This is a genomic window from Carnobacterium sp. (genome assembly GCF_045617425.1).
Classification (GTDB): Bacteria; Bacillota; Bacilli; order Lactobacillales; family Carnobacteriaceae; genus Carnobacterium_B.
In genome coordinates this window covers 81,321-104,602 of the sequence record NZ_JAZLIO010000022.1, presented here as the reverse complement: position 1 = coordinate 104,602, position 23,282 = coordinate 81,321, and the positions used below count along the sequence as shown (strand labels likewise).

General features: G+C 35.4%; 25 protein-coding genes. 23 read left to right on the top strand and 2 right to left on the bottom strand.

Annotated features, from left to right (window positions below; translation table 11 throughout):
• Window positions 1-27: 27 nt before the first annotated feature.
• Window positions 28-1,209: a pyridoxal phosphate-dependent aminotransferase gene (locus ACKI3H_RS11660; RefSeq protein ID WP_407372413.1), complete on the bottom strand. Its 1,182-nt coding sequence runs from the start codon at window positions 1,207-1,209 to the stop codon at window positions 28-30.
• A 177-nt stretch (window positions 1,210-1,386) separates the two neighbouring features.
• On the opposite strand from ACKI3H_RS11660, the gene ACKI3H_RS11655 reads away from it, so the two are divergent.
• The 4 genes from ACKI3H_RS11655 (at window position 1,387) to thrB (ending at window position 5,027) form a co-directional block, all read left to right on the top strand.
• Entirely contained in the window at window positions 1,387-1,620 is a 234-nt protein-coding gene (locus ACKI3H_RS11655) for a YkuJ family protein (RefSeq protein ID WP_007723100.1), read from the top strand.
• A gap of 193 nt (window positions 1,621-1,813) precedes the next feature.
• The gene (locus tag ACKI3H_RS11650; RefSeq protein WP_407372412.1) at window positions 1,814-3,103 is read left to right on the top strand and encodes a homoserine dehydrogenase; all 1,290 of its coding nucleotides are present in this window, start codon (window positions 1,814-1,816) and stop codon (window positions 3,101-3,103) included.
• On the top strand, window positions 3,103-4,161 hold the full coding sequence (thrC, locus tag ACKI3H_RS11645) for a threonine synthase (protein ID WP_407372411.1): 1,059 nt from the start codon (window positions 3,103-3,105) through the stop codon (window positions 4,159-4,161). Before ACKI3H_RS11650 ends, thrC begins: the two co-directional genes overlap by 1 nt.
• On the top strand, window positions 4,158-5,027 hold the full coding sequence (gene thrB / locus ACKI3H_RS11640) for a homoserine kinase (protein WP_407372410.1): 870 nt from the start codon (window positions 4,158-4,160) through the stop codon (window positions 5,025-5,027). Before thrC ends, thrB begins: the two co-directional genes overlap by 4 nt.
• Window positions 5,028-5,129: 102 nt before the next feature.
• Here the strand turns inward: thrB and ACKI3H_RS11635 are convergent, their stop codons facing one another.
• A complete protein-coding gene (locus ACKI3H_RS11635; RefSeq protein WP_407372409.1) occupies window positions 5,130-5,771 on the bottom strand; it encodes a copper homeostasis protein CutC in 642 nt (213 codons plus the stop codon).
• A gap of 249 nt (window positions 5,772-6,020) precedes the next feature.
• Here ACKI3H_RS11635 and dapG point away from each other — a divergent pair, with 249 nt between their 5' ends.
• From dapG to mraY, 19 genes are all read left to right on the top strand, one after another.
• Window positions 6,021-7,220, top strand: coding sequence for an aspartate kinase (gene dapG, locus ACKI3H_RS11630; RefSeq protein ID WP_407372408.1), 1,200 nt, complete (start codon window positions 6,021-6,023; stop codon window positions 7,218-7,220).
• Window positions 7,221-7,393: 173 nt separating this feature from the next.
• A complete protein-coding gene (locus tag ACKI3H_RS11625; protein WP_407372407.1) occupies window positions 7,394-7,939 on the top strand; it encodes a YqeG family HAD IIIA-type phosphatase in 546 nt (181 codons plus the stop codon).
• A complete protein-coding gene (gene yqeH / locus ACKI3H_RS11620) occupies window positions 7,917-9,050 on the top strand; it encodes a ribosome biogenesis GTPase YqeH (protein ID WP_407372406.1) in 1,134 nt (377 codons plus the stop codon). The genes ACKI3H_RS11625 and yqeH overlap by 23 nt, the downstream gene beginning before the upstream one ends.
• Before the next feature lie 59 nt (window positions 9,051-9,109).
• Entirely contained in the window at window positions 9,110-9,424 is a 315-nt protein-coding gene (yhbY, locus tag ACKI3H_RS11615) for a ribosome assembly RNA-binding protein YhbY (protein WP_089978457.1), read from the top strand.
• A 45-nt stretch (window positions 9,425-9,469) separates the two neighbouring features.
• Window positions 9,470-10,114: a nicotinate-nucleotide adenylyltransferase gene (locus tag ACKI3H_RS11610; protein ID WP_407372405.1), complete on the top strand. Its 645-nt coding sequence runs from the start codon at window positions 9,470-9,472 to the stop codon at window positions 10,112-10,114.
• Window positions 10,104-10,712: a bis(5'-nucleosyl)-tetraphosphatase (symmetrical) YqeK gene (yqeK, locus tag ACKI3H_RS11605; RefSeq protein WP_407372404.1), complete on the top strand. Its 609-nt coding sequence runs from the start codon at window positions 10,104-10,106 to the stop codon at window positions 10,710-10,712. The genes ACKI3H_RS11610 and yqeK overlap by 11 nt, the downstream gene beginning before the upstream one ends.
• Before the next feature lie 10 nt (window positions 10,713-10,722).
• Window positions 10,723-11,079 (top strand): ribosome silencing factor, encoded by a 357-nt coding sequence (rsfS, locus tag ACKI3H_RS11600; protein ID WP_407372403.1) that lies wholly within the window; start codon window positions 10,723-10,725, stop codon window positions 11,077-11,079.
• Window positions 11,080-11,084: 5 nt separating this feature from the next.
• Window positions 11,085-11,819 carry a class I SAM-dependent DNA methyltransferase gene (locus ACKI3H_RS11595; RefSeq protein WP_407372402.1) on the top strand — a complete coding sequence of 245 codons (735 nt, stop codon included), beginning with the start codon at window positions 11,085-11,087 and terminating at the stop codon, window positions 11,817-11,819.
• A 71-nt stretch (window positions 11,820-11,890) separates the two neighbouring features.
• Window positions 11,891-13,687, top strand: coding sequence for a DNA helicase RecQ (gene recQ, locus ACKI3H_RS11590; RefSeq protein ID WP_407372401.1), 1,797 nt, complete (start codon window positions 11,891-11,893; stop codon window positions 13,685-13,687).
• A 14-nt stretch (window positions 13,688-13,701) separates the two neighbouring features.
• Window positions 13,702-14,901, top strand: coding sequence for a nucleotidyltransferase (locus tag ACKI3H_RS11585; RefSeq protein WP_407372400.1), 1,200 nt, complete (start codon window positions 13,702-13,704; stop codon window positions 14,899-14,901).
• 110 nt (window positions 14,902-15,011) lie between these two features.
• On the top strand, window positions 15,012-15,575 hold the full coding sequence (locus ACKI3H_RS11580) for a YceD family protein (protein ID WP_407372399.1): 564 nt from the start codon (window positions 15,012-15,014) through the stop codon (window positions 15,573-15,575).
• Window positions 15,576-15,643: 68 nt separating this feature from the next.
• Complete coding sequence (gene rpmF, locus ACKI3H_RS11575; protein ID WP_007723076.1) at window positions 15,644-15,823, top strand: 50S ribosomal protein L32; 180 nt, start codon at window positions 15,644-15,646, stop codon at window positions 15,821-15,823.
• A gap of 213 nt (window positions 15,824-16,036) precedes the next feature.
• On the top strand, window positions 16,037-16,411 hold the full coding sequence (locus ACKI3H_RS11570; RefSeq protein ID WP_407372398.1) for a DUF3397 domain-containing protein: 375 nt from the start codon (window positions 16,037-16,039) through the stop codon (window positions 16,409-16,411).
• A 330-nt stretch (window positions 16,412-16,741) separates the two neighbouring features.
• A complete protein-coding gene (mraZ, locus tag ACKI3H_RS11565; protein ID WP_350450317.1) occupies window positions 16,742-17,173 on the top strand; it encodes a division/cell wall cluster transcriptional repressor MraZ in 432 nt (143 codons plus the stop codon).
• Between the two features lie 62 nt (window positions 17,174-17,235).
• On the top strand, window positions 17,236-18,201 hold the full coding sequence (rsmH, locus tag ACKI3H_RS11560; RefSeq protein ID WP_407372397.1) for a 16S rRNA (cytosine(1402)-N(4))-methyltransferase RsmH: 966 nt from the start codon (window positions 17,236-17,238) through the stop codon (window positions 18,199-18,201).
• Window positions 18,202-18,218: 17 nt separating this feature from the next.
• Window positions 18,219-18,602, top strand: coding sequence for a cell division protein FtsL (gene ftsL / locus ACKI3H_RS11555; protein WP_407372396.1), 384 nt, complete (start codon window positions 18,219-18,221; stop codon window positions 18,600-18,602).
• Entirely contained in the window at window positions 18,599-20,758 is a 2,160-nt protein-coding gene (locus ACKI3H_RS11550; RefSeq protein ID WP_407372395.1) for a penicillin-binding transpeptidase domain-containing protein, read from the top strand. Before ftsL ends, ACKI3H_RS11550 begins: the two co-directional genes overlap by 4 nt.
• 15 nt (window positions 20,759-20,773) lie before the next feature.
• Entirely contained in the window at window positions 20,774-22,252 is a 1,479-nt protein-coding gene (locus ACKI3H_RS11545) for a UDP-N-acetylmuramoyl-L-alanyl-D-glutamate--2,6-diaminopimelate ligase (RefSeq protein ID WP_407372503.1), read from the top strand.
• Window positions 22,253-22,264: 12 nt separating this feature from the next.
• Complete coding sequence (gene mraY / locus ACKI3H_RS11540; RefSeq protein ID WP_407372394.1) at window positions 22,265-23,230, top strand: phospho-N-acetylmuramoyl-pentapeptide-transferase; 966 nt, start codon at window positions 22,265-22,267, stop codon at window positions 23,228-23,230.
• Window positions 23,231-23,282: the final 52 nt, after the last annotated feature.

Here is a 23,282-nt window from a genome sequence, read left to right as displayed (position 1 = left end):
TATGGACTAGTGTACTTTTTTGAAAAACTATACAGTTTTCGTATGAGAAACTATATAGCTTTTCAATCGTTCAACAGCTTCTACTAAGTTTTCCATGCTGGCAGCATAGCTTAGACGGATATAACCCTCACCGGCGTCTCCAAAAGCTGAACCGGGAATTAAAGCTAGCTTATTTTTTTCAGCTAAATCCACACAAAATTTCATGCTATTTTGATTGTACTCTTTCGGAATTTTTGCAAAAAGATAAAAAGCGCCATTAGGACGTGCTACTTCAAATCCTAATTGAATCAACTCTTCAAAAAGATAATCTCTTCTCTTCTGGTATTCTTTTTTCATAGGAAGGGCATCATCTATTCCAACAGTTAAAGCAGCTAAAGCAGCTTTTTGAGAAATAGAAGTGGCGCACGTAACCAAATATTGGTGTACTTTAATAATTTGTGCAGTAAGTTCTTTTGGCGCAAAGATAAACCCGATTCTCCAACCGGTCATGGCATGTGACTTTGAAAGACCATTAATTAAAATCGTTTGTTCTCTTAAGTACTCGGCAATAGAGACATGCTCATTATCGTAAGTTAGTTCACTATAAATTTCATCGCTAATAACAAATAGGCCATGTCTTTTTAGGACTACAGCTAGAGCTTTGATTTCTTCTCGCGTGTAAGTTACACCTGTCGGATTATTTGGGTAGTTTAAAATAATTGCTTTTACAGAGCTACCATATTCTGTCATTGCATCTTCAATCATCTGAGGAGTTAAGACAAAGCCATTTACACTCGTGTCAATAAAAATAGGTGTTGCTTGGCTTAAAGTGATTAAGGGTTCATACCCAGGGAAAATAGGGGAAGGCACCAAAATTTTATCGCCTGGGTTTAAAATAGCTAATAAAGAGGCGGATATAGCTTCAGTAGCACCAATGGTTACTAAGATTTCATTTGTAGGATCGTAAGAAAGTGAGTATTTCTTTTTAAGAAATTCAGAAGCTGCCATTCGTAACTGAATATCGCCAGCCATACCTGTATAATGTGACTCATTGTTGTTAATAGCTTCTATAGCTGCTTCTTTAATATGGTCTGGTGTGTTGAAGTCTGGTGCTCCTAAAGTCAATTTAAGCATGCCTTCTATTGGTGACACGCGTTCATCGAATTTACGGATATCTGAAACTTCAATTTTATAGACTTGATTGTTAAAACGTTCTTGTAATGGATTCATTACTTTGGTGCCCCCTCTTGATAATGTATTTCAACTATATTAACATAAGTTCTTGCAAAGATTCGACATTTTTTGTATAAAGATTATTTTTTTATGAAAATAGAGTGAGTTTAATGTCTTTTACATAAAATTCTGGTAGAATGATTACTGAGTTAAGTTTGAAAGGGGCACGAAACTATGACAACTTCACAATTAGTAGGAATTATTCGCCGATTGGAAGCTATGCTAGAAGATACAGAAAGTGAAGTTCAAGTTCGTCGATTTGAAAAAGAAGGAAACGAACGTTGTGTTATTACTTATGATGCAAAAACTGAAACATTTGAATTATTAGAGACTTCTACTCAGCAAGTTTATCAATTTGATGATGTGGACTTGGTTGCTATGGAAATATTTGAATTACTTCAAGATTAAAATAGCCTGTTAAAGACATACAAAAAAATTCTTTTAAGAATTTTTTGTATGTCTTTTTTTGTTTATTTTCGAGCTAGTATTTTTTTTTATATTCGTTATACTAGTAATACATATAATTAAAAATGTATGAGATTAAAATTGCTTACATCTCATAAATGACAGGGAATAATTTAGCTGGAAAAGGAGACAGATAATGAAAAACCATTTGCAAATAGGGATTTTAGGCTTTGGAACAGTTGGAAGTGGTGTGTTGCGTATACTGAAACACCATGAAACTAAATTAAATCAAGTGACCGGTGTTTCTTTAAAAGTAAAAAAAGTTTTAGTGCGCGATATTGATAAAAAACGAGGTGAAATTGCTGAGGGTATTGAGTTGACTCTGGATGTCGACGAGATTATAAATGACCCAGAAATAGATATTGTTGTAGAGGTTATGGGTAGTATTGATGAAGCAAAAATGTACATCAAAAAAGCATTGGTAGCTGGAAAACATGTTGTCACAGCAAATAAAGATTTAATTGCACTGCACGGAAATGAATTGGTGGCATTAGCAAAAGCAAACCAGTGTGATTTATATTATGAAGCAAGTGTTGCTGGTGGAATTCCAATTTTACGTACGATAGTAGATAGTCTTGCTTCAGATGAGATCCAAAAAGTTTTTGGAATTGTTAATGGAACAACGAACTTTATTCTGTCAAAAATGACGAGTGAAGGAAAAACGTATGAAGAAGCTCTAAAAAAAGCTCAAGAATTAGGTTTTGCGGAAAGTGATCCAACAAATGATGTTGATGGAATAGATGCTGCACGTAAAATGGTAATATTGACGCGTTTAGCTTTTGGTATGAATGTCGAATTAGACCAAATTGAAACAAAAGGAATTCGAGATTTACAACAAGAAGATATTCAAATGGCTGAAAAATTAGGCTATAAAATCAAATTGATTGGTTCGGCAATTCAAATTGAAGAAAATATAAGCGTGGATGTCGGTCCAGTCCTTGTACCAGATGATCATCCATTGGCAAGTGTGCAAAATGAAAATAACGCTGTTTTTGTGGTTGGTGCAGCGGTTGGGGAAACGATGTATTATGGCCCTGGTGCAGGAGAGTTGCCCACTGCTAATAGTATTGTCAGTGATGTAATTACAGTTGCGAAGAATATTCAGTTAGGTACGAGTGGCAATGTTTTTAGTTCTTATCAGCATGAAACAAGTCTTGCACAAGATATTGAAGTAAGTAATAAATATTATATTGCTATTGAGATGCAAGATAAAACTGGCCAATTTTTAGCACTAGCAAAAGTATTCAGCCAATGCGATAGCGGTTTTGACCAAATTATTCAGCAACCACATTCAAGTGAAACGGCAAAAGTAGTGATCGTGACGCATGAAATAAATAAAGCTCAACAAAAAGAAATTTTAAAAGCACTCAAAGATTCCAGAGATATGGATCTACTTGTTTGTTTTAAAGTAATGGAGGGAAGATAATGTATCAAGGTTTACTTGAAAAATATAAAGAACACTTGCCTGTCACAGATAAAACGCCCATGATTTCTCTCTATGAAGGAAATACACCTCTCATTCCACTAACAAATCTCTCTAACGAACTCGGGATTGAGTTGTATGGAAAATACGAAGGGTTGAATCCTACTGGTTCATTTAAAGATCGTGGAATGGTTATGGCCGTAGCAAAAGCAAAAGAAGAAGGTGCAAAAGCAATTATTTGCGCATCTACTGGGAATACCAGCGCTGCAGCTGCAGCATACGCTACACGAGCTGGTTTAAAAGCATATATCGTCATTCCAGATGGAAAAATTGCTTTAGGTAAATTGGCTCAAGCAGTCATGTATGGAGCAGATATTATTTCGATTCAAGGTAATTTTGACCAAGCTTTGAAATCTGTTCGGAAATTGGCTGAAACAGAAGCTGTAACATTAGTTAATTCGGTTAATCCTTATCGGATCGAAGGGCAAAAAACAGCAGCTTTTGAGGTATGTGAAGATCTTGGGAAGGCACCGGATGTGTTAGCTATCCCGGTCGGTAATGCAGGAAATATTACTGCCTACTGGAAAGGATTTAAAGAATGGGATAAATTAAATCAAACGGGATTACCAAGAATGCATGGATATGAAGCAGAAGGCGCGGCAGCTATTGTACAAGGAAAAGTGATTGAAAATCCTGAAACAATTGCAACAGCTATTAGAATTGGAAATCCAGCTAGTTGGGAATTAGCGGAGAACGCTCGAGATGAGTCTAAAGGGAAAATTGATTTTGTAACTGATGATGAGATCATTAATGCTTACCGTAAAGTTGCTGCAATGGATGGTGTATTTATTGAACCAGGATCTGCTGCTTCATTAGCAGGAGTGATTAAGGATGTTAAAACCGGAGCCATAATAAAGGGTGAAACTGTTGTCTGTGTATTTACTGGAAACGGATTGAAAGATCCAGATACGGCACTTGAAGTGACGACAATTCCTATTTCAAAGATGGATGACTTAGAAGATATGAAAAAACATTTGCAAGCAGGTGTTGAAAAATTATGAAAATAATCGTACCAGGAACAACGTCAAACTTGGGTCCCGGTTTTGATTCATGCGGGTTAGCTTTAAACCTCTATTTGACATTGGAAATAGGGACTGAAACGGACAATTGGATCATTCACCATCAACTTGGAGAAAGTATACCAAACGATGAAACAAATCTTATAATTCAAACGGCCTTATCGCTAGTTCCAACGCTTACGCCTAGAGAATTATGGATGGAAAGTGAGATTCCTGCAACACGCGGATTAGGAAGCAGCTCAGCAGCAATTATTGCAGGTATTGAAATGGCTAATCAATTAGCTGGATTAAATTTGAGTGACAAAGAAAAAGTAACCTTGGCTTCTAACTTAGAAGGGCATCCAGATAATGCTGCGCCCGCTATCCTTGGTGATTTTGTAGTAGCCAGCAAAATTCAAGACTCTGTTTATGCAATGAAACAGGTTTTCCCGGATGTGGGCATACTAGCGGTTATCCCCATTGAAGAATTATTAACAAAAGAAAGTCGGGATGTATTGCCAAAAATATTGGATTATGCGCAAGCCGTAAAAGCTAGCTCTATCAGCAATGTAATGATTGCAGCAATTTTAGCGAATGATTTGAATTTAGCGGGAGAAATGATAGAAAATGATTTGTGGCATGAAAATTACCGGAAAGATTTGGTGCCTCATCTATCTAAAATTCAGAGTCTAGCCAAAGAAACTGGAGCTTACGCTACATTTTTAAGCGGCGCAGGATCAACGGTAATGATTTTAGTACCTTATTCGAAATTAAAAGAGCTAGAGCAACGATTAAAAGAAACCTTTACAGATTGGGATGTACGACAATTTAGTGTTGAACGAGAAGGTATCCAAGTACAAAGCAACTAAAAAAGACAGAACAACATGTTCTGTCTTTTTTTAGTTTGTATTTTTTAAGCAGAACATGTCTCTGAGCAAGCATGATCATTTACTGCCGATGGAAATATGGGTTTAAAGTTCGCCAACTATTTTTGAACCATGTAATTCTGTAACGCCAAGGTATTGTTGGATAGAATCAGCATTTTCACTAGTGATGCCTCCACCAGGAAGAATAAGAATACGATCCTTCGCGTAATCAACTAATTCTTTAAGGTGAGGGAGTGTTTCTTCAATAGGCAAACTTAAATCTCCACCATGAGTTAAAATTCTTTGGACGCCATGTTCAGCTAACCAGTCAATAGCTTCAAATTGTTTTTCAACGGGTATAGCATCGAAAGCCATATGAAATGTTACTTGTAGTCCGTAGGCTTCTTCTAGTAATTGTTCCATAGCATCTTCATCAATCAAATGGTCGCTGGTCAGACAACCTAATACAATGCCATCTAATCCTAAATTACGGGCTTCGATAATGTCATATCCCATAATTTTCAGTTCGCTATCATTGTAAATAAAATCACCTGAACGTGGACGGATCATAGCCATCAATGGAATCATTTTTTCAGCGCAATAAGCAGCTGCTTCATGCATGACACCTTTGCTTACAGTTGTTCCCCCACTAATCAAGTAATCACATAATTCAATTCTGGTTGCTCCTTGAGCAATGGCTTTAGGAATAAAACTATAATTTTCTAAACAAACTTCTTTTAAATACATTAGTATAAGCCCCTTTTAAGTGAATGTGATAATTTGTTGACTCTTTCATTGCTTATTTTATTGTGTAACCATTATTAGTATAGCAAAAAAAATCTAAATTGTTCTATGAAATTCGTAAGATAATTGAAACTAAAGAATGTCTTCGCTATAATAAAGCAGGAATGCTAAATCTAAATTTCTAATTAAAAAACGTACTTAATAGGTATGCTGTATTTAGTGCAGCTAAACAGATTTAAAGGATGGTAAACAATGAAAATTTTAATTCAAAAATTTGGCGGTACATCAGTAAAAAATGAAGAAAGTCGATTAGCAGCTGAAAAACACATTGAACATGCTGTCTCATTAGGTTATAAAGTTATTGTTGTGGTGTCCGCAATTGGAAGAATGGGCGATCCATATGCAACAGATTCTTTATTAAACTTGATTGATGGAGAAAGAAGCTACTTAGACCTAAGAGAGCGAGACATGCTGTTGTCCGTTGGAGAGACGATTTCAACAGCAGTTTTTACAAATCAATTAAAAAAGAATGGCATCAATGCAGTCGGTTTAACGGGACAAAGTGCTGGTATTCGAACCAATGAAGATTACGGACAGGCAAAAGTGATAAGGGTCGATACTGCAACTATAAATGAGCAGTTTAAAACAAAAGATGTTGCTGTAGTAGCTGGTTTTCAAGGAGTAAGTGATAATGGACATGTCACAACAATTGGTCGCGGGGGTAGTGATACCACTGCTGCTTTGCTAGGTGCTGCTTTTAAAGCAGAAAGCATTGATATTTTTACAGATGTTTCTGGAATGATGACAGCAGATCCTAGGTTAGTAGAAAATGCTCAATTCTTACAAGTAGTAAGTTATAACGAAGTTAGTAATATGGCTCATGAAGGAGCAAAAGTCATTGATCCGAGAGCGGTTGAAATCGCACAACAAGCAGGGATACCGGTTCGGATTCGTTCAACTTATGAAACTGTAACCGATGTGGGAACATTGATCACACATTCAGAAAATCGAAACATCCCACAACGACTAGTGACAGGAATTGCTCACGTATCTCATTTAGTGCAATTTACGATTGAAACAAACGAAAAGCTGCAGGAGTCATTGTTCAATCTCTTAGCTCAATCCGGTTTTAGTTTAGATTTCATCAATATATTCCCTGGTAAAATAGTTTTCACTTTACCACAACAGATTAGTGAAAGAGCCAAACAGTTATTGGATGAACATAATGTGATCTTTACAACTCACGAAAATTGTGCGAAGGTAGCAATTGTAGGCGCAGGAATAACGGGAGTCCCAGGTGTGACTGCTAAAATTGTAACAGCAATGGCAAAATTGAACATAGCTATCTACCAATCTGCCGATAGCTATACCACCATCTGGATTCTTATTGAAGAAAAAAACTTGAAACTAGCATTGAATGAACTTCATGAAGTATTTTTGCAAATAAATTAAATGAAAAAATTTGTAGCTGTTCTTTATAAGGTTAAAAAATCTGGCACATGAGAATTAGCCTAAAAAAGACCGCTAATGATTGTTTTTTTAATAATTTGGCGTATAATTAAGTAAATAGTAAACTTTAGGAGTACTGTAAGAGGTACTCCTATTTTAATGAGTAGGGTGAAAAAATGTTAAAGGTATTTAAACCGACTTATATGGTAGAAGCGATTTACCATATAACACCAGAACAATTGAAAGAACAAAATGTCAAAGCTGTCTTAGCAGACTTGGACAATACTTTGATTGCATGGAATAATCCGGATGGGACCGCAGAATTGATTGAGTGGATCAGCCTTATGGAAGAAGCTGGTATTCCTGTAGTGATTCTTTCTAATAATAAAGCAACACGTGTGGAGCGAGTTGCAAATGTATTGCAACTAGACTATATTTCGAGAGCTTTAAAACCAACGACGATTGGGTTTAAAAGAGCGAGTAAAAAATTAAATCTATCCACTGATGAGATCATTATGGTCGGCGATCAGATTATGACGGATATTTGGGGAGCAAACCTTGCGGGGATACGTAATGTATTAGTAAGACCGATACTAAATACAGATGCTTGGAATACTCGATTTAACCGTTTTATGGAGCTGCATATTATGAACTACATGATCAAAAAAGATCCAACTATGAGATGGAGGAAGTCAATAAATGACGACAAAAGAATTAAATAATGAGGAAGAGATCCGGTGTATTGGGTGCGGAGCTATTATTCAAACAACGGATAAAGAGGCTGTAGGATATACACCAGCTTCAGCCTTAGAAAAAGGGTTAGAAAAAGGTGAAGTCTATTGTCAACGGTGTTTCAGATTGCGCCATTATAATGAAATTCAAGATGTTCAACTAACTGATGATGATTTTCTGAAATTATTAAATGAACTGGGTTCGGAAGATGCATTAATTGTAAATGTAATTGATATTTTTGACTTCAATGGCAGTTTGATACCTGGACTACACCGTTTTGTTGGGAAAAATCCAGTATTGCTAGTTGGGAATAAAGTAGACTTACTTCCTAAATCATTGAAGCGTGGTAAAATGACGCAATGGTTACGTGAACGGGCTCATGAGGAAGGGTTACGTCCAGAAGATGTTTTACTAACTAGCGCCATGAAACCTGCTGAGATGGAAATCTTGCTTGATGCTATTGAGAAACATCGTAAAGGACGCGATGTATTTGTAGTTGGGGTTACCAATGTTGGGAAATCGACATTAATCAACCAGATCATTAAATCAACTGCTGGTGTACAAGATTTGATTACGACTTCTCAATTTCCTGGAACAACACTTGATCGGATAGAAATTCCTTTAGATGACGGCAAAAACTTAATCGATACACCAGGAATTATCCATCGTCATCAAATGGCTCATGTTTTAGGAGACAAAGATTTGAAGTTGATTGCACCTAAAAAAGAGATCAAACCGATCGTTTATCAATTAAATGAAGGGCAAACTTTATTTTTTGGTGGAGTCGCTCGTTTTGATTACTTAAAAGGAGCAAGACATTCCTTTACTTGTTTTGTGTCTAATGATTTGCATATCCACCGTACTAAGTTAGAAAAAGCGGATGAATTGTATCAAAAACAAGTAGGTAAGTTATTGCAACCACCTCGTGAAGATGAGGTTGATGGATTTCCTGAATTAGTTCGATTTGAATTTTCTGTTAAAGAAAAAGCTGATATAGTCTTTGCGGGCCTTGGTTGGGTAACAGTTAATGAGCCTGGATGTGTTGTAGCTGGATGGGCACCAAAAGGTATAGATGTCCTTATTCGAAAATCTTTAATATAATATAACAGAGTAGAAATAAAGTAGAAGAGATCGCTATGGTCTTAATGGAGTGAATAAAAATGAAGTTAACAGGTAAACAAAAACGTTTTTTAAGAAGCAAAGCACATCATTTAAATCCTATTTTTCAAATTGGGAAAAATGGATTGAATAAAGAAGTTATCGTACAAATTAATGAAGCTTTAGAAAAAAGAGAATTAATCAAAGTAGGTTTATTACAAAATACAGATGAAATAGCTGAAGATGTAGCAGCTGTTCTTGAACAAGAAATTGGCTGTGATGCAGTACAAGTAATTGGTCGTGTTATTGTGTTATTTAAGAAATCTAATCAAGAAAAATATCAACGTATTTCGAATGAAATTCCACGAGCAAAATAACAAACCTTTTAGATTAGTATATTTTTGGGAAGAAAGGTGATTAGCTTGAAAAGGCAATCTTTTTCTAATAGTAGAACTCAATTGGCAACAGAAATTGAATTTGACATCCAACAAAAAAAAAGAGTTGGCATTCTTGGAGGCACATTCAATCCTCCTCATATTGGACACTTGATTATTGCAGATCAAGTTTGCCATCAATTGGGGTTAGAAAAAATCTATTTCATGCCAAGTGCCAATCCGCCACATCAAGATGAAAAAAAAGCAATTGAAGCTAATCATAGACTTCATATGGTTGAACTAGCCATCGAAGGCAATCAAAGATTTGATGTTGAAAAAGCTGAAATTGAACGCGGTGGAAAAAGCTATACTTATGATACAATAGTGAAATTGAAGGAAGAGCATCCTGATACAGATTATTATTTTATTATTGGCGGAGATATGGTGGAGTACTTACCAAAATGGTATAAAATAGAAGAATTAGCTCAGCTTGTAGAATTTGTGGGAGTTAATCGCCCAGGATATAATCTTCTTAGTCCTTATCCAATTATTTGGGTAGATGTACCTTCAATGGATATCAGTTCTACTTCTTTACGTAAAAATTTAGAAATGAACTGTCCAGTAAATTATTTAATCCCTAGAAAAACGCTAGAGTATATTTGGCGCGAAGGGCTGTATCAAAATGGAAGATAAAATGAATCGTTTAAGGTATTCGAAAAAATACACAACACTTACAAGAAGCGAATTAATCCAAGCTGTTCAAAGTCAAATGAGCCAAAAACGGTTTCAGCATGTTTTAGGTGTAGAGCAAACAGCTGTTCAATTAGCAGAAAAATATGGTGCCTCAACTGAAGCAGCTAGTATTGCTGCATTAACGCATGATTATGCCAAAGAACGCAGCGATAAAGAGATGCATGATTTAATTTATCGCGAACAGTTTGATTTAGAATTGCTGGAATACGGAAGCAATATTTGGCATGGACCATTAGGTGCGTTTCTAGTTGAACATGAATTAGGAATATCTGATTCAGATATTCTAAATGCTATTAAGCATCACACAATAGGTGCAGAAGAAATGACGGTTTTAGAACAAGTTATTTACGTTGCTGATTATATCGAACCTGGTAGAAATTTTCCTAGTGTAGAAAAAGCTCGTAAAATTGCAGCAGAAAATCTACAAGAAGCAGTTCAATATGAAACAAAACAAACCTTGCAGCATTTGATTGAAAAAAACAGGAAAATTTATCCAAAAACAATTGCTACTTATAATAAATGGGTAGCAAATCCTTAGGAGGAACAACATGGTAACTGAAAGTATAGAATTAGTAGAATTGGTTGTAAAGGCAGCAGATGATAAAAGAGCAGAGGACATCATCGCGATGGACGTTAGTAAAATTTCTATTTTAGCAGATTATTTTATTGTTATGCACGGTAATAGTGAAAAACAAGTTAAAGCTATCTCTGAAGAAATCATTGATAAAGCTGAAGAAGCTGGAATTGATGTAAGAAGAGTTGAAGGACGTGATTCATCTAAATGGTTGCTAATTGACCTTGGAGATGTAGTTGTCCATGTTTTCCACTATTCAGAACGTTCATTCTATAATCTTGAAAAATTATGGAGTGATGCTCCGTTGGTAGCCATCACTAAAATGGTCTAATTTCAATGAGTTATCAAACATTTGCACAAGTATATGATGCGATTATGGATGAATCCCTTTATGATCGTTGGGGGCAATTTGTTGATAAGTACCTTCAAAATAAAAAAACAAATGTGTTGGAACTTGCTTGTGGAACGGGTGCGCTAGCCGTAGCGCTCTCTAAAAGAGGCTATACTGTGACAGGACTAGATTTATCTGACAATATGCTGAGTTTAGCAAATGAACGAGCAATTGCAGAAAAAGTAGATCTACCCTTAATTCAAGCAGACATGATGGAACTATCTGACATTGGACAGTATGAAGCTGTTACGTGTTTTTCAGATTCATTATGTTACATGCCAAATGAAGAAGCAGTGTCAAAAGTTTTTCAACAAGTCTACAACGTATTGACAGAACCAGGAATATTTTTATTTGATGTTCATTCGACCTATCAAACGGATAACGTATTTCCAGGATATATGTTTAACGATCAATCTGAAGATATTAGTTTCTTATGGAAAAGTTATGCGGGTGAAGAACCTCATTCTGTCGAACATGACCTAACATTCTTTGTTTATGATGAAGAATTAGATCTATATGAACGCTATGATGAAACACATAAAGAACGAACCTATTCAATCGAACAGTACAAAAATATGCTTTCAAAATCTGGTTTTTCTTCAATTGAAGTAAGTGCTGATTTCGGGGATACTGAAGTAACCGAAGAAAGTCCACGTTGGTTTTTTGTTTGTACGAAATAAATGGCTTATGAATGAAACCTTTTTAATGGAAAACAGAAAAATCGATTAAGATTTTTCTGTTTTTTTACATAATGATTTCTATCGAAAGGAGAGATACATTGTTAACAAAGGCCTATCAAGTGCTCCAAGAGACATATGGTTTTACAGAATTTAAAACAGGACAAAAAGAAGTTATTGAAAAAGTTTTACAAGGAAAAGATACGTTAGCCATTATGCCAACAGGCGGGGGGAAATCCCTTTGTTACCAGATTCCTTCTCTAGTATTTGAAGGAGTGACAATAGTTGTTTCACCGCTTATATCATTGATGAAGGATCAAGTAGATGCATTAACAGAAGTAGGTATACCGGCTACTTATTTAAATAGTACGTTAACTGCTACAGAGATGAATGTACGTTTAAAAAAAGCAGTGAATGGAGAGTATAAGTTGATTTATGTTGCTCCTGAGCGTTTTCAAACGGAAGAAATTTTTTATTTGATGCATACGATAAATATTTCAATGATAGCTATTGATGAAGCGCATTGTATTTCTCAGTGGGGGCATGATTTTAGGCCAAGTTACTTATCTTTAGGAGAATCAATCCTACAGTTGGATTATCGACCTGTCGTGTTAGCTTTAACAGCTACGGCAACGCCTATTGTCTCAAATGATATTTTAAATTTATTAGGTATTCTTCCTGATAATCGAGTGAAAACAGGATTTGAGCGTGATAATCTAGCTTTTCAAGTTATTAAAGGACAAGAACGCAACCGATTCTTAATGGATTATTTAACAGTGAATAAGGGGCAATCTGGGATTGTCTACGCTAGCACACGAAAAGAAGTAGAGCGGATCTATGAACTGCTAAATGCCAAAAAAATTAAGGCTGGTAAGTATCATGGTGGGTTAAAAGAAGCTGAACGTAATAGCTGGCAAGAAAAATTTTTATATGATGAAGTAACGGTAATGGTAGCAACAAATGCATTTGGTATGGGAATTGATAAAAGCAATGTCCGTTTTGTTATTCATTACCAGATTCCAAAAAATATTGAAGCTTATTACCAAGAAGCTGGACGTGCAGGTAGAGATGGACTGCCAAGTGATGCGATTTTATTATTTTCTCCTCAAGATATGCAAATTCAGAAATTCTTTATCGATCAATCAGAGATGACGGAAGAATTAAAAAATCAAGAATACCGAAAATTAAGAGAAATGGCCCAGTATGGATCAACTCAAATTTGTTTGCAGCGGTACATTGTCGAATATTTTGGCGACAACTGTGAGGATTGCGGAAGGTGCAGCAATTGTTTAGATGATCGTGAAGTTGCAGACATTACGTTGGAGACTCAAAAAGTTTTATCTTGTGTTAAGCGAATGGGTCAAACGTATGGAAAGTCTCTCATCATGAAAGTATTGACTGGCTCAAAAGATAAGAAAGTCACGCAATGGCATTTTGAAGATCTTTCAACTTATGGATTGATGAAAGGGGTGCCTCAAAAAGATGTGACCCAATTGATTGATTATTTAACGGCTGAAAAATATTTAGCGCCTACTGATGGGCAATATCCTATTTTAAAATTAACAGAAAAAGCTGTTGCTGTTTTAAAAGGAGAACTGTCTGTTACCAGAAAACAAGCAAAAGTTGCACAAAAAGTAGCAGTAGATGATGCTTTATTCGATCAATTAAGAGAACTAAGACGTGCATTCGCAACGGAACAGAAAGTTCCACCTTATGTTATTTTCTCAGATGAAACCTTGCATCAAATGTGTGTCTTAATGCCTCAAAACGAAACCGAAATGTTGACAGTAAAAGGTGTAGGAGAAAACAAATTAGAAAAATACGGAGAAGCTTTTTTAACCTGCTTAAAACAAGCTAAAGTAACCAGTTAAAGAGAGGTCTTTAAATGATGAAGAGTTGTGGTGTAGTTGTAGAATATAATCCATTGCACAATGGTCATGTGTATCATTTGAAAAAAGCTAGGGAGTTATCGGGTGCGGATATGATTATTGCTGTAATGAGTGGGAATTTCTTACAACGTGGCGAACCAGCTATTGTAGACAAATGGGCTCGGACACAAATGGCGTTAGCAGCTGGAGCCGATATAGTGATTGAACTACCAGTAGCTTTTAGTGCGCAACCAGCTGATTATTTTGCCAAAGGAGCCGTTGGATTACTGCAAGCTATGAAATGTGATGCAATCTGCTTTGGCTCTGAATCAGGAAAAGGGTCAGATTACCAAAAACTAGCTCAATTTTTAAATCAGAATACAGCAACTATTAACCAACGGTTTAAAGAAAATAAAAACCAAGGACAAACATATGCTTCACGAATGGAACAAGTTCTTAAAGAGCTTCTTCCGGATCAGCCCATCGCTCTATCTACACCAAATAATATTTTAGGACTAGCCTATGCAAAAGAAAATCTACTGTATGAAAAACCGATGAAGCTTTATACACTGACACGGATTGGATCGGATTATCATGACAAAGAATTAATTGAGCAAAACTTTTCAAGTGCTACAGCTATTCGAAAAAAATTGTTGGAGACCAAACAAAAAACTTTCCCTCTTGAAGAAATAAAGGCAAGTATGCCAATAAGCAGTTTGGAATTAATAGCGGCCAATCCGCTTGTTAGCTGGGAAAACTATTGGCCTTATTTAAAATATCAAATAGAAGTTCAGTCTTTGGAGGAACTCCAGTCGATTTATCAAGTAACAGAAGGAATTGAATATCGCTTAAAAGAATGTATTCAAGAAGCCAATAGTTTTGAGCAGTTTATTTCGTTAGTTAAAAATAAACGTGTATCATGGACTCGATTGCAACGAATGTGTGTGTACATTTTGCTTCAATTAAAAAAAGAAGATATGGTCAAGGAACTGAAAAACCCAAAAGCTGTTCATTTACTAGGGTTCAGCTTATTAGGAAGAAAGTACTTGAAAGAAGTAAAGAAAGATTTGGCGATACCTTTAATGACTAATGTAACCAAAAAGAATAAAAATTTATGGGCATTGGATATAAAAGCGGGTAAGATTTATCAAATGGGTCAGTTGGGTTTAATAAAAGAACAAGATTATTATCGTCAGCCGATAAAATTTTCATTTTGAAAATACGTATGAAAACAATGCTTAGCAAGAAAAGACTGTAAGGTAAAATACATTGACAAAGGGTTCATTCACTAGTATAATAATCTTTGTTGCTTTAGGAGTGATGTAAAATGAAATGGTCATTAAACGAATTGCAAAAATACCGCAATGAGCCGTTAGTTTTCTCGGAAACTGTTGACTTAAAAAAACCGTTGATGAATCGAGAAAAGGAATTAATGGATGTTTCTCCGATTAACTTAGAAGGAACACTCATTGTTCATGAAAAAGAAATCTTGCTTCATATGGTTGTTTCATTAAATGTGACACTACCCTCTGCAAGATCACTAAAACCAGTTTTGTTCCCTATGTCAATTGGAATAGATGAAATCTATATTCCGCCTTCTGCTACTCCTGGATCTAAAATAGATAATGAGGAAGAAACAGTCATTCTTTTAGATAAAGATATGATTGATCTATCTGAAGCTATCACGGATGCAGTTTTGTTAAATCTTCCATTGCAAGTCTTTACGCAAGAGGAGATAGAAGGGCAAGAAATGCCTAGTGGAAATGATTGGCTGGTCGTTTCTGAAGATGAATACATTTCAGATTTAGAAACACAGAAATCAGAAACTGTGGATCCTCGTTTTGCTGGTTTGAAAGATTTGTTTAAAGACGAATCTGATAATCAGAAATAAGTATGTATTATACGCTTCTTTTTAGCACAAATTTGTGTAGAGAAGCAATTTTTAAGGAGGTGTAAGGAATGGCAGTACCAGCAAGAAGAACATCAAAAGCTAAGAAAAACAGACGTCGTACTCATTTTAAATTAGAAGTTCCAGGTATGAACGCATGCCCTAACTGTGGCGAATTGAAAAAAAGCCATCACGTTTGTGCATCATGTGGACATTACGATGGTAAAGAAGTAATCAGCAAAGAAGCTTAATTTTTTGCAAATTTCATCACGAGATGATTTGAAAACCCTTATTGAGACCATGGCTCAATGGGGGTTTTTTGATTTTTAAACTAGTACTTAATTAGGAGTATACAAAAAGCTGAAATTACGTTAAATTTAAAAAGAGTGTTTTTTATGGTAATGTAATCTAATAAGTAACTAGATATTAAGTAAGGCATATACATATTTAAAAGGTGGGATGAAATGGAGTCCGAAACTTCTTTAGTAATAGGAAAACTGATACTGTACTGTTTGCCGCTCTTTTTATTGATTTTTTTCAGTAAGAAAACGCAACATCATTTTAAAAGGCAACATTCAGCTATTAAGTTGCCAGATCTGTTGGTTCCTTTTTTATTTTTAGGGATTCATATTCTTAGTGAGTTAACCTATGGATTTTCTGTAATTCCATATTTTTTAATTTTTATATTTAGTTTAGGGATTATCGTACTTTTAGTTATTGCGGCAAAAAAGGGTGAGATTTTATATAAAAGTTTTTTTAAAACATATTGGCGTTTTGTTTTTATCAGTTCTATATTAACTTATTACAGTTTGGTTACAGCTAATATAATAGTGACTTGAAAAAGACTTAAAAAAGTCTGACTAACTAAAAAGTAAGGTTCTTTCTAATTTAGGAAATAATAGTTTAAATATTGTTTGGAAATAATTTTAAGATTGGTTAAACAAAAAAAGCGAAAAAGAGACAATTTTGTCTCTTTTTCGCTTTTTTTGTTTAATAATTTGGGAAAATTCCCCACATGAAATTCAGTATAGGAATATAAGCATTTAAGTAATTAAAATTAATCAAGCTGTAATCAAAAAGATTTATGTCTTTTTTTGAATAAATGTGGAGGAAAGTGGGGCATTGTGGTAGACTAAAAATATCTAATTGGAGTTTGGGGTGAGACAGCTATGTTATTGGGTGAACACAAGCACAACATTGATGCCAAAGGTCGTTTAATCATGCCATCAAAGTTTCGATCTGATTTAGGTGAGAAGTTTATTCTTACTCGTGGATTAGATGGATGTTTGTTTGGATACCCGCAAGAATCATGGTCTGCTCTTGAAGAAAAGCTCAAACAACTTCCGTTAGCAAAGAAAGAAGCTCGTGCTTTTACAAGATTCTTTTACTCAGCTGCTGTTGAATGTGAAATAGATAAACAAGGAAGAATCAATATTCCTCAAACATTGAGAGAACATGCAAAATTAGAAAAAGTTTGCCATGTTGTTGGAGTTTCTGAACGAATTGAAATTTGGGGAGAGACAAGATGGAACCAAGTTTCCCAAGAAGCTGAAGAAACATTTGATAGTATTGCCGAAGATATGATTGATTTTGGATTCTAGCAATCTACAAGTTTAAAAATAAAAAAAGATAAATAAATTAGTGAGTTAGGTAGGCGAAAAAAATGACAGCATTTAATCATGAAACAGTCTTATTGCGCGAAACAGTTGATGGGCTGTCGTTATCCCCAGAAGGTATTTATGTTGATTGTACTTTAGGTGGAGCGGGTCATAGTGAATATTTATTATCACAATTGAATGAAAACGGGCATTTATTTGCTTTTGACCAAGATGAACGTGCAATTGAAAACGCAAAAATCCGGTTAGCTGAATATGTTGAAAAAGGTATGGTTACCTTTATTAAAGCAAATTTCCGATATATTAAAGAAGAATTAACTGAACGTGGAATAAACGAAGTAGATGGAGTGCTATATGATTTAGGAGTTTCTTCTCCACAGCTAGATGAAGCAGAACGTGGCTTTAGTTACCATCAAGATGCACCTCTAGACATGCGAATGGATACAGATGCTCCCTTAACGGCAAAAGATGTCGTTAATGAATGGTCTTACCACGATTTGATTAGAATTTTCTACCGTTATGGAGAAGAAAAATTTTCGAAACAAATTGCTCGTAAAATTGAAGCTGCTAGAGAAATTAAGCCTATTGAAACAACTAGCGAATTAGTTGAACTCATTAAATCAGGAATACCTGCACCAGCTAGAAGAAAAGGCGGGCATCCAGCAAAACGGGTTTTTCAAGCAATACGAATTGCCGTTAATGATGAGTTATCTTCAGTAGAAGATTCGTTAGAACAAGCAATTGATTTATTGGCAATAGGCGGACGGATCAGCGTGATTTCGTTTCATTCATTAGAGGATCGAATCGTTAAATCTATCTTTAAGGATCACTCTAAAGGACCTGAATTGCCGCGTGGATTACCAGTTATTCCAGACGAATTTTTACCTGAATTAAAATTGATTACCAGAAAACCAATTCTGCCTTCAGAAGAAGAGCTAGCCGTAAATAATCGTTCGAGAAGTGCCAAGTTACGAATTGCTGAAAAACAAACTAAACTAAACACTAAAGGATAGGAAGGATGTATTAAATTATGCCATTAGAAAGTAATTTAGCTAGAAACCTTGAAGTCGAAGTACCCTTTCAGCCGCAGACAGCTCCTACTCCTAAAAAGGAAAAAATACATACTCCTTTTACAAAAAGAATAGGTATAACAAAAGGAGAAAAATTACTTATCAGTTCAGTTTTAATTGTTTTGTTTGCTCTTATCGCTGTTAGTATTTCATTAGAAATTACCATTGCCAGTAGCAATCGCACACTGCAAGATGCAACAACCACAATTTCTGAATCCACAACGGTCAATGAAAACTTAGAGCAAGAAGTCCAAGAATTATCACGTTATGATCGCGTGTATGAAATTGCGAATAAATTTGGTTTAGAAATGAATGAAGAAAATGTAAGGAATGTTATAAAATGACGAATAAAAATCCTTTAAAAAACAGAAAAAAGGTTGCCATACTGTTGTTTTTTTGCACAGTTCTTTTACTCATTGTTTTTGCGGGACGAATTGCATTTATCATGGTAAAAGGTGAAGTTAATGGCGAAAATTTATCCCAAAATATAAATAATTTATACACGAGAAGTAGCATCCTAGAAGCAAACCGAGGAACCATATATGATGTTGGGGGGGAGTCGGTTGCATTAGATGCTACTTCTTATTCTTTAGTAGCGGTTTTAACAGATCAATGGTCTAATCCTGATGAAGCACTTCATGTATCGGATAAAGAAAAAACAGCTGAAATATTAGAAAAATATATCCCTATGAGCAAAGAAGACATTTTAACCAACTTAAATCAAAAAAATCTTTCTCAAGTTGAATTTGGTGAAGCAGGAAAAAACTTGTCCTTTGATACAAAAAAAAGTATTGAAGAAGAAAAACTACCAGGGATTGTCTTTGAGGAAACCCCTACAAGACTTTATCCTAATGGAATATTCGCTTCGCATTTAGTCGGGTATGCTGCATTACCTTCTGGCAAAGAAGAGGATGTTTCTAGCACAGATTTAACAGGCATGATGGGTATTGAACTTGCATATGACGATATCCTTAAAGGAACAGATGGGAAAACGATTTATCAAAAAGATAGTTTTGGTTACGTTATTCCAAATTCTAAAGTAGAAACAACAGAGCCTGAAAATGGTGATGACATCTATCTGACGTTAGATAAACGTATGCAAGTCTATATGGAAAATGTCATGAGCGAAATTGATGAAAAATACAATCCTGCGATGGTAACGGCAACGTTGATTAATCCAGAGACAGGTGCTATTATTGCAGCGTCACAGAGACCTACATTTAATGGGACCACAAAAGAAGGAATTGATCAATTGTGGCAAAATCTTTTGGTTGAGAACACGTATGAACCAGGATCTACAATGAAGATATTGACTTTATCTGCAGCTGTCAGCGAAGGTGTGTTTGATCCAAATGCTTATTTCCAATCAGGAGTAAAAATGATTGGCGATGATCCGATTCACGACCATGATCCAAATGGTTGGGGTACAATTTCTTATTTAGAAGGTTTGGCACGTTCGAGTAATGTGGCATTTGCTAACTTAATGGAAAAAATGAGCCCAGAAACTTGGAAAGAATATATGGAGGCCTTTGGAATTGGCGAAACGACTAATTCTGGTTTGGCAAATGAAGCCAAAGGTTCAGTTGCCTTTAACTATCCTCTAGAACAAGCAAATACTGCATTTGGGCAAGGATTAACCGTTACCGCATTTCAAATGCTGCAAGCTTTTACAGCGGTAGCAAATGATGGTCAAATGATGAAACCACAATTTATAAGTAAATTTGTTGATTCAGATACAGGAAAAGAAACAATCGTTGAACCAGAAGTTGTAGGCCAACCGATTAGTAAAGAAGTAGCAGACCAAACATTGGACTATTTAAAAGAGGTCGTTTACAACAAAAATGGTACTGGGGTAGGTTATCAAATCGATGGCTATGAAATTGCTGCAAAAACTGGGACTGCTGAGATTGTCAATCCTAAAACAAAACAGTATTATAGTGGTGGAACAAATTACATTTATTCTGTCGCCGCTATGGCCCCAGCAGATGATCCAAAAGTGATTCTTTACATTACAGTACAACAGCCTGAAATTAAAGATGGCAGTACAACAGGAAGTGGAGTAGTTAAAGAAATTTATCACCCTATTATGAAACGAGCATTAGAATATTTGGCCTTAGGAGAAGATGAAGAATCTGAGACAAATACGGTCGAAATGCCAAAAGTTACTGGGATTTCAAAAGATGAAGCACTTAAATCATTAGAAGGTACTCAGTTAAATGTGACCGTTGTCGGAAATGGTGATACAATAGTACAACAATTACCATTACCAGCTGAAACCACTATTGAAAATCAACGTGTGGTTTTAATGACCAATGGGGCTATGACTATGCCAGATATGATGGGATGGTCAAAAAATGATGTTTTAAAGGTATCAGAAATAACTGGATTAGAATTTACATTTGAAGGTGAAGGCTATGTAGTTAGTCAAAGTCTTGAACCAAACGCTAATATGCAAAGTACGGATAAAATCAACATAAAATTAGAAACTCCACAAGAATAGAAAAAGGTGAAAATAGTGAAAGCAATTGAATTGATCAAACCATTAAAATCAAAGAAGTTTTCGACAGGTTTTTCCGATAATTTAGAAATTACAAAAGTTACTCAAGATACGAGAGAAGTTGAACCTGGTTCACTTTTTGTCTGTATTATTGGTTCTCTTCATAATGGACATGAATTAGCGAAAGAAGCTGTTCAAAAAGGAGCAGTTCTAGTGGTGGCAAGCGAACCACTAGATTTAGAAGTTCCGGTTGTATATGTAAATAATACAATGAAAGCTATGGCAATTTTAGCTGCTGTTTTTTATGATTACCCGAGCCAGAATTTACGTGTCATAGGTGTTACTGGTACAAACGGTAAAACAACAGTCACACATCTTTTGGATTATATTTTTCATGATCATAAGGAAAAAACAGGGGTTATTGGAACGATGTACCGTCGTATTGGTGCTGAAGTTTATGAAACAAAAAATACAACACCAGATAGTCTTACGCTACAAAAAACATTGCGTGAAATGCAAGAAAACGGCGTAGAGACTTGTTCTATGGAAGTTTCTTCACATTCTTTGGTTCAAGGTAGGGTGTGGGGGACTGATTTTGACATTGCAATTTTTACTAATCTAAGTCAAGATCATCTGGAATATCATCACACTATGGAAAAATATGCTGAAGCCAAAAGTTTATTATTTTCACAATTAGGTAATGGCTATCAGCAAGATAAGCCTAAATTTGCTATCTTAAATTTTGATGATCCAGTGGGCAGAAGTTTTGAAGAAAAAACGGCTGCTTCTGTTTTTTCTTATGGAATCGATCAACCAGCTGATTTTAAAGCTACTGATTTAAGGATCACAAATAAAGGTACCCGTTTTAATTTGAATTTTGAAGATCAAGTATACGAAGTACAATTACAACTAGTTGGTAAGTTTAATGTGTCGAATGCTTTAGCAGCAATTGCAGGAGCATATGCGGCTGGATTGGAATTGCCTTCTGTTATCCAATCCCTTAGTCAGATAAGTGGCGTAAGAGGCCGTTTTGAGATTGTTAAAGGAGAATACGATTTTGCTGTAATAGTTGATTACGCACACACGCCAGATGGGTTATTAAATGTATTAAATGCAGTAAATGAAATCAAAACTGGAAATGTATTTTGTGTAGTTGGTTGTGGCGGAGACCGTGATCGCACTAAACGACCAATAATGGCTGAAATTGCACAAAAAAATTCAGATACAGTCATCTTTACATCTGACAATCCAAGAACGGAAGATCCTTATGATATATTAGATGAGGTAGTTTCAGGATTAGAAAAAGATTCATATCAATTGATTCCTGATAGAAGAGAAGCTATCCAGTCTGCCATTAAACAAGCAGCACCAAATGATATTGTCTTGATTGCTGGAAAAGGTCATGAAAATTATCAAATTATCGGGACTGAAAAAATTCATTTTGATGATGTTGAAGAGGCCGAAAAAGCGATACTCATAAAAAACAATGATAAATAGGAGCGGAAAATAATGCAGTGGACAGAGATGTTAATCGCAGTTGTGAGCGGATTTGCTTTAACTATTATGGCAATGCCGATCGTGATTGGTTTTTTTAAAACAAAACAATTAGGACAAACGACTAGAGATGAAGGGCCTAAGTGGCACGAAGTGAAGACGGGAACTCCAACTATGGGAGGGATTGTCTTCCTAGTAGCTGCCATTATTTCAACTGTTTGGGTTTCTATATGGCAAAATGTCTTTTCAATAGGCATTGTGTTAACTCTTTTCATCTTAATCCTTTATGGCTTATTGGGATTCTTGGATGATTTCATTAAGGTGTTCAAAAAAAGAAATCTTGGTTTGACTTCTAAACAAAAGTTAATTGGACAAATACTTGGTGGAGTGCTTTTCTTTGGTGTTTTCCTTTATGAAAATATTCCAACAGAATTAGCTTTCCCTTTTCTAGGCACTGTTGATATTGGTTGGTTTTATGGACTATTTATTATCTTTTGGTTAGTTGGTTTTTCAAATGCTGTTAACTTAACGGATGGTCTAGACGGGCTAGTTGCCGGAACCGCCAGTATTGCTTATGGAGCATATGCTATTATTGCTTGGAATCAACAGCAATTGGATATTTTAATTGTTTGTTTAACTGTCATAGGTGGGTTGATTGGCTTTTTCTTTTTTAATAAAAAACCCGCTAAAATATTTATGGGAGACGTTGGTTCACTAGCATTAGGTGGTGGTTTAGCAGCTATTTCAATTTTGTTGCATCAAGAATGGTCACTTCTTTTAATCGGTCTTGTTTTTGTTATGGAAACCGCAAGTGTTATGATCCAAGTTACTTCTTTTAAACTAAGAGGTAAACGGGTCTTTAAGATGAGCCCTATTCATCACCATTTTGAAATGAGCGGTTGGAGTGAATGGCGTGTCGTTCTTACTTTTTGGTCTATTGGATTATTAGCTGCAGTAGCATGTCTAATAATTATTCTATGAAGCTTACAGTAACTTTCACTGCTTGATACTAAAAAATCCTTATTTTAAGAAA